The sequence below is a fragment of the Sphaerotilus sp. genome (assembly GCF_031429695.1).
Classification (GTDB): Bacteria; Pseudomonadota; Gammaproteobacteria; order Burkholderiales; family Burkholderiaceae_C; genus Sphaerotilus.
On sequence record NZ_JANPAB010000015.1, the window covers coordinates 71988 to 78972 of the forward strand.

Genomic DNA, 6985 nt, shown 5'->3' on the forward strand with positions numbered 1-6985 from the left:
GCAGATCGGCGCCGTGGTTTGCCGCGACAATCCCGGCTTACCCGACTCCTCTGCCGTCCGAGCCCAAGATGCTGCGCATAGCCCTCGTCACCCCCATGCTGCCCGTTCCGCACGACCAGACGCGGGGCCGCTACATCCACGAAACCGCCCGCTCCCTCGGCAAGCTCGCCACGGTGAGGACGTTCTTCCAGACGATGCAGTACCCGCGCATCCCCGGGTTCAAGCCGCGCAGCTTCATTTACGGCTCGGTCGGGTCGGACTACACGCTCGATGGTTGTGACGTGGAGGCCTTCACCTTCCCCGGCGTGCCCGTGGTCAGCCGCGGCTACAACGGCCACATCGCCAGCCTCGCCCTGACGCCGCGGGTGCGCCGTTTCCAGCCGGACCTGGTGCTGGCGTACTGGGTCTATCCGGACGGGTTCGCCGCGATGCGCACGGCGCGGGCGCTGGGCGTGCCGTGCATCGTCGGGGCGCTCGGCTCGGACATCCATGTGCGTTCCGGCATCAACGACAAGATGACCCGCCGCACCATCGGCGGCATCGACGCGCTGCTGACCGTGAGCGAGGCGATGCGCCAGTACGCGATCCGCGAGTTCGGCGCACCGGCCGACAGGGTCCACACCATCATCAACGGCTTCAATACCGCCGTCTTCAAGCCGCTGGACCAGCCGGCGCTGCGGGCGAAGTGGGGCGTCAAACCGGACGAGAAGATGATCGTCTACGTCGGCCGTTTCGTCGAAGCCAAGGGCATGCGCGAGCTGATCACTGCCTTCCAGCAACTCGCCAAGGACGACCCGAAGGTGACGCTGGCCCTCGTCGGCGACGGCGTGATGAAGGACGAGCTGATGGCGCTGGTGGCCTCGACCGGGCTGACCGAACGGGTTCACCTGCCCGGCGGTCAGGCACCCGAGCAGGTCGCCGAGTGGATCAACGCCGCCGACGTGCTGACGCTGCCGAGCTGGAGCGAGGGCTATCCGAACGTGGTGGTGGAGGGCGTGGCGTGCGGGCGCCCGGTGGTGGCGACAGACGTGGGCGGGACACGCGAGATCCTGCACGCGGACAACGGCATCCTGATCCCGCCAAAAAACGCCGAGGCGCTGGCGACGGCGTTGCGGCAGGCGTTGGACCAGCCGTGGGACCGTCCGGCGATCGCTGCCGCGATGAGCCGCACCTGGGACGACGTGGCGGTGGAGACGCTGGCGGTGTGCGAGCAGGTGGCGCGCGCCGGACGGCGTGGCTGACCGACGCCACGCGGCTCAGCTCTGCGTGGGGTAGAACGCCATCGGCATCTGCCGCAAGCCGGGCCGAGCAAACAGGTAGCCCTGGAACAGTTCCACCCCCTCTTGGCGGAACCACCAGTATTCGGCTTCGGTTTCCACCCCTTCCGCGATGACATCGATGCCCAGGTCGAGGCAGGTGCGGTGGATGCCGCGCACGATGGCCTGGCGCGGGCCGCGGCTCTCGATGCCACGCACCAGCGTCATGTCCAGCTTGATCGCGTCGGGCTGGAACTCCGCCAGCAGGTTCAGCCCTGCGTAGCCGGCACCGAAGTCGTCGATGGCCAGGCGCACACCCGAGGCCCGGTAGCTGTTGATCTGCTCCGAGAACTCGCGCGGGTCGTCGATGATCTCGTTTTCAGTGATTTCCAGCGTGATGTGGTCAGGGGGCATGCCGCAGTGCGCTGCCATGGCCAGGGTCGAGGAAATGGCCTCGGGGGCAATCGCCAGGCTGCGCGGCATCAGGTTCAGGTTCAGGTGGCACGGCCCGCCCAGCACCGAGGCCAGTTGAATGGCCTCCCTGCGCAATTGAAGGTCGAGTTTGTGCCGGTCGAGCGGATCGACCCGGCCGAGCACCTGGGCCGCCGACTCCCCGTTCAGACCCCGCACCAGGGCCTCGAACGAGACGATCTCGCCGCTGGTCACCCGGACAATCGGCTGGAACGCGAAGGTGAAGGGTGGCTGGAGGGTCACAGGCTGGTTCCGGCGGGCCGCTGCAGGCTGTGGCTGAGCGTTTCGAACAGCGCCGGGCCGATCAGCGGCCCCTGGAAAATGGTGATGCCTTCTGCCCGGAACCAATCGTATTCGGCCGCTGCGGCCACATGCTTGGCGATCACATCAATGCCCAGATCGTCGCAGGTCTGGACAATGCCGCGCACGATGGCCTGGCGCGGGCCATTGGATTCGATGCTGCGCACAAGGTGCTCGTTGAGCGCAATGCTGTCGGGCTGCAGCGCCTCGACCTGGTTCAGCCCCGAGCGGCCGGAGCCGAAATGGTCGAGGCAGATCTTCAGGCCGGCACCACGGTACTGCTGGATGATGGACGCCAGGCCCGCCGGATCACCGGTCATCCGATCCTGGTCGATGGCGATGGTGATGCGCTCGGGCGCGATGCCGCAGTGCGTGGCCGTGTCCAGTACCGAGCGCAGTGCCTGTCCGGCATGGTGGGGGTGGTGTGCCGTCAGGCCAAGTGTCAGGTCGGTTGTCAGGCCCAGGCGTGCCGCCAGACCGATGGCCAGCACACGGGCTTCCATGTCGAGCCGGGTGCGGTCATGCTGCGTGGCGCATTGGGCCAGGACGGCGTTGGGTGGGCCACCATCCAGGGCACACAGGTGGGCTTCGTGCGAGAGGACGGTGTCCTGGCTCGCGTCGAAGACCGGGGAAAAGGCGAAGGAGATGGGCGGGCGCTCTGGCAAGGCCGGTTCCCGACGTGCCGATGTCTGGCCCCCTGTCAGACGACTGCGCCAGCGTCCCTCCTTGAACGCCCAGAGCAGCTTCTTCGCACGGCCCTGGTTCAGGCGTGTCAGACAGGCCCCTCCCGTGAAGAAGTCGTTGGCGCCGTCGATCTCGGCCAGCTCTTCCGGTGTTACCTGGGGATGGCCCATGCTCCAGTCGCTGAAGGCACGGCGCGGGATCGGCTCGCGGATGATGGTGACGATCTGGGTGTGGCGCGGGTCGGCGCAGATGGCCTGGAACACGGCCGCGACCGATTCCGGTTCACCTTCGAGCACCTGCAGGAAGCTGCCGTCCACATGGAGCAGCATGCCCGTCACCCCCAGCGTGGCGTTCTTGTGGCGCGCGCGCGTGAGCAGTGTGACCAGATCTTCGTTGGAGAAGGGCCGGATGGCGGCGCTGCTGTAGATCAGGTGGGTCAGGGCAGGCATGGCGATGCGATGCAGTCGAAAACGGTTCAGTCTAGCGCTTGCGTCTGGGGTGTGGCCTTGAAGGCTGTGCGTGCGTAGCCCAAGGCTTCCGCCCGGGCGAGTGCTGTGTCCAGATCGGCTGGGGCGAGGGCCGGTGTGCGCGAGAGCACCCAGCCGAACTGGCGCGTCGGCTCGCCCACCAGTACCCAGCGGTAGTCTGGCCCGAGCGCCAGCACCCAGTAATCGCCGTAGAACGGCCGGAAGAAGCTCACCCGCAGCTTGGCGTTGCCGCTGTCGGGGACGACCTTGGCGATGCCAGTGATGTCCTCGACCTTGCCGTCAGCGGTGCGGCAGCGGTTGACGACCTCGATGTCGGCGCCGGTCTGGCGGTAGCGGGCCTGGGTGTCGGCGACACACTGCTTCTGGAAACGGTTCGGCAGGGAAGCCACCTCGTACCACGCGCCGGTGTAGCGCCCCAGATCGACCGACGCCACGGTCGGCAGCGGCAGGGTCGGGGCCCAGGTGCAGCCCGCCAGCAAGGCCAGCAGTGCGCCGCAGGCCAGCCGTGTGCGCAGGCGGGGCGTCATCCCGCCATCCCCTGGTGGCGCAGCAGCGCGTCGATGTTCGGCTCGCGCCCGCGGAACGCCTTGAAGTTGTCGATGGCGTCCCTGGCCCCGCCCGCTTCCAGGATCTCACGGCGGTAGCGGCGGCCGGTCTCCGGGTTCAGCACGCCTTCTTCCTCGAACGCGCTCCAGGCGTCCGCGCTCAGCAGCTCGGCCCACTTGTAGCTGTAGTAGCCGGCCGAGTAGCCGCCCGCGAAGATGTGCGAGAAGGTGTGCTGGAAGCGGTTGAACGCAGGGGGTTTCATCACCGCCACCTCGTCGCGCACTTCGTCCACCACCTGCTGGACACGCCCGTCGCTGCCTGGCTCGGCGTGCAGCCGCATGTCGAGCAGCGAGAACTCCACCTGCCGCAGCGTCATCATGCCGCTCTGGAAGTTCTTGGCCGCCGTCATCTTGTCGAACAGCGCGCGCGGCAGCGGCTCGCCCGTCTCCACATGGGCGGTCATGTGCTTGAGCACGTCCCATTCCCAGCAGAAGTTCTCCATGAACTGGCTCGGCAGTTCCACCGCGTCCCACTCGACGCCCGAGATGCCCGACACGCCCAGCTCGCTGACCTGCGTCAGCATGTGGTGCAGGCCATGGCCGAACTCGTGGAACAGCGTCTGCACCTCGTCGTGCGTCAGCAGCGCCGGTTTGTCGCCGACCGGCGTCGAGAAGTTGCACACCAGGTGCGCGACCGGCGTTTGCAGCAGGCCGGTGTCCGGGCGCAGCCAGCGGCCCTTCACGTCGTCCATCCATGCGCCGGGGCGCTTGCCGGAACGGGCGTAGGGATCGAGGTAGAACTGGCCGATGAGCTGCACGCCTTGCGGGGTCGTGCGCTCGATGCGGTAGAAGCGCACCGACGGGTGCCAGACCGGCGCGGTGTCCGGGCGGATCGCCACCTCGAACAGCGTCTCGATGATGCGGAACAGGCCGTCGAGCACCTTCGGCTCGGTGAAATACTGCTTCACCTCCTGGTCGCTGAAGGCGTAGCGGGCTTCCTTGAGCTTCTCGCTGGCGTAGGCGGAATCCCAGGATTGCAGGTCGCTCAGCCCCAGCTCGGTCGCCGCGAACTCGCGCAGCTCGGCCAGATCGCGCTCGGCGTAGGGGCGGGCGCGGCGGGCGAGGTCGCGCAGGAAGCTCAGCACCTGCGCCGGGTTCTCGGCCATCTTGGGCACCAGCGACACGTCGGCGTAGCTCGGGTAGCCCAGTAGCGTGGCCTCTTCCTGGCGCAGGCGCAGCAGCTCGGCCATCACCGGGCCGTTGTCGCGCTCGGTGGGGCCGGCTTCGCAGGCGCGGGTGACGTAGGCGGTGTAGAGCCGCTCGCGCAGGGCGCGGTCGTCGGCGTACTGCATCACCGGCAGGTAGACCGGCATGTGCAGCGTCAGCTTGTGGCCGTCCTTGCCTTCGGCTTCGGCGGCGGCGCGGGTGGCGGCTTGCACGTCGTCGGGCACGCCGGCCAGCTCGTCCGTGCTGGCGTAGTGCGTGAAGCTGTCGGTCGCATCGAGCACGTGCTCGGAGAACTTCTGGCCCAGGTCGGCCATCTGCTCCTGGATCGCGGCGAAGCGGGTCTTGGCCTCGCCCTGCAGCTCGGCGCCGGACAGCACGAAGTCGCGCAGCCAGTGCGACAGCGCCTGCTTGCGCGGGGCGCTCAGCGTCGCGGCCGACGGGCTGGCAGCGATGGCCTTGTACTTGGCGTAGAGCCGCTCGTCAGCGCCTTGGCGGGTGTAGAACTCGGTGATGCGCGGCAGGTTCTCGTTGAACGCGGCGCGCAGCTCCGGGGTGTCCGCCACGCCCTTCAGATGACCGATGGCCCCCCACGCACAGCCCAGCCGCTCGGTCGCCACCGACAGCACCTTCGACAGCGTGTCGTAGTCGGCCGGGGTGTCCGGCGCGACCGCGGTTTCGAGCGCGGCCTCGGCGTCGGCCAGCAGAACGTCGAGCGCCGGGGTCACGTGCTCGGGCCGGATGGCGTCGAACAGGGGCAGCGGTTGGGCGGAGAGCAGGGGGTTCGTGTCGGTCATGGGGGTGCGGTGCGTTAGGCGGCGCGTTCGGCCGCTTCGATGGTGTTGACCAGCAGCATCGTAATGGTCATCGGCCCGACCCCACCCGGCACCGGGGTGATCCAGCCCGCCACTTCCTTCACGCCGTCGAAGTCCACGTCGCCGCAGAGCTTGCCCTCGTCGTTGCGGTTCATGCCCACGTCGAGCACCACCGCACCCGGCTTGACCATGTCGGCAGTCAGCACGTTGCGCTTGCCGACCGCGGCGACCACGATGTCGGCCTGGCGCGTGTGGAAGGCCAGATCGGCAGTGCCGCTGTGGGTCACGGTCACGGTGGCGTTGGCGGCCAGCAGCATCATCGCCATCGGCTTGCCGACGATGTTCGAGCGGCCGATGACCACGGCATGCTTGCCGCGCAGATCCTTCATGCCAATCGACTCCAGCATCTTCATGCAGCCGTAGGGCGTGCAGGCCTTGAAGCCGACCTCACCCACCATCAGCGCACCGGCCGAGGCGATGTGGAAGCCGTCCACATCCTTCAGCGGCGAGATGGCCTCGATCACCTTGTGGTCATCGATGTGCTTCGGCAGCGGCAGTTGCACCAGGATGCCGTGGATGCTCGGGTCGCTGTTGAGCGCGTCGATGCGGGCGAGCAGCTCGGCCTCGGTCATCGCGGCCTCGTACTTCTCCAGCACCGAGTGCAGGCCGCTGTCGGCGCAGGCCTTGACCTTGTTGCGCACGTAGACGGCGCTGGCCGGGTTCTCGCCGACGAGGACCACGGCCAGACCGGGCGTCGTGCCGCGCGCCGTCAGGGCGGCGGCGCGTTGCGCCACTTCGGCGCGGAGTTGCTTGGACAGCGCGTTGCCGTCGATGAGCTGGGCGGTGGCGGGCATGGGGACAAGTCTCCTTGGAATGAAAAAGGCCGCTGGACAGCGGCCTTGCAGTGCGGGGGTAGTGCGACGCGGGGACGGCCGGGTCAGGCCTTGGCTGCCGCGGCCGTGGCGCCGAGCGCGATCTTCAGCAGATCGGCGACGGTGTTGGCGTTGAGCTTTTCCATGATGTTGGCGCGGTGCGCCTCGACCGTCTTGATGCTGATGCCCAGGTCGTCGGCGATCTGCTTGTTCAGGCGGCCGGCGACGATGCGCTCCAGCACCTGCGCTTCGCGCGTCGTCAGGCGGGCGAGCAGGGCGTCGCGGCTGGCCTGTTCCTGGTGCGTGGAGAAGGCGCTGCGGGCGCGGTCC

The 6985-nt window shown here is 68.2% G+C and carries 7 protein-coding genes; 1 reads left to right on the plus strand and 6 read right to left on the minus strand.

The window, feature by feature from the left end:
- Positions 1-68 precede the first annotated feature (68 nt).
- A complete protein-coding gene (locus RMP06_RS03670; RefSeq protein ID WP_310460423.1) occupies positions 69-1241 on the plus strand; it encodes a glycosyltransferase in 1173 nt (390 codons plus the stop codon).
- Between the two features lie 15 nt (positions 1242-1256).
- On the opposite strand, the gene RMP06_RS03675 is transcribed toward RMP06_RS03670, so the two are convergent.
- The 6 genes from RMP06_RS03675 to RMP06_RS03700 form a co-directional block, all read right to left on the minus strand.
- On the minus strand, positions 1257-1970 hold the full coding sequence (locus RMP06_RS03675) for an EAL domain-containing protein (protein WP_310460424.1): 714 nt from the start codon (positions 1968-1970) through the stop codon (positions 1257-1259).
- Entirely contained in the window at positions 1967-3160 is a 1194-nt protein-coding gene (locus RMP06_RS03680; RefSeq protein WP_310460425.1) for a diguanylate phosphodiesterase, read from the minus strand. The genes RMP06_RS03675 and RMP06_RS03680 overlap by 4 nt, the downstream gene beginning before the upstream one ends.
- Before the next feature lie 26 nt (positions 3161-3186).
- Positions 3187-3726, minus strand: a complete 540-nt coding sequence (locus tag RMP06_RS03685) for a lipocalin family protein (RefSeq protein ID WP_310460426.1) — start codon at positions 3724-3726, stop codon at positions 3187-3189.
- Positions 3723-5765 carry a M3 family metallopeptidase gene (locus RMP06_RS03690; protein ID WP_310460427.1) on the minus strand — a complete coding sequence of 681 codons (2043 nt, stop codon included), beginning with the start codon at positions 5763-5765 and terminating at the stop codon, positions 3723-3725. Before RMP06_RS03690 ends, RMP06_RS03685 begins: the two co-directional genes overlap by 4 nt.
- A gap of 14 nt (positions 5766-5779) precedes the next feature.
- Positions 5780-6637 (minus strand): bifunctional methylenetetrahydrofolate dehydrogenase/methenyltetrahydrofolate cyclohydrolase FolD, encoded by an 858-nt coding sequence (gene folD / locus RMP06_RS03695; protein WP_310460428.1) that lies wholly within the window; start codon positions 6635-6637, stop codon positions 5780-5782.
- 83 nt (positions 6638-6720) lie between these two features.
- Positions 6721-6985: response regulator transcription factor (locus RMP06_RS03700; RefSeq protein ID WP_310460429.1), on the minus strand; the 265-nt coding region annotated here is incomplete at its 5' end.

Excerpts from the sequence above, each read along its gene's own strand:
- RMP06_RS03690 (WP_310460427.1), bottom strand. The coding sequence starts at position 5,765 with ATGACCGACACGAACCCCCTGCTCTCCGCCCAACCGCTGCCCCTGTTC.
- RMP06_RS03670 (WP_310460423.1), top strand. The coding sequence starts at position 69 with ATGCTGCGCATAGCCCTCGTCACCCCCATGCTGCCCGTTCCGCACGAC.
- folD (WP_310460428.1), bottom strand. The coding sequence starts at position 6,637 with ATGCCCGCCACCGCCCAGCTCATCGACGGCAACGCGCTGTCCAAGCAA.
- RMP06_RS03685 (WP_310460426.1), bottom strand. The coding sequence starts at position 3,726 with ATGACGCCCCGCCTGCGCACACGGCTGGCCTGCGGCGCACTGCTGGCC.
- RMP06_RS03680 (WP_310460425.1), bottom strand. The coding sequence starts at position 3,160 with ATGCCTGCCCTGACCCACCTGATCTACAGCAGCGCCGCCATCCGGCCC.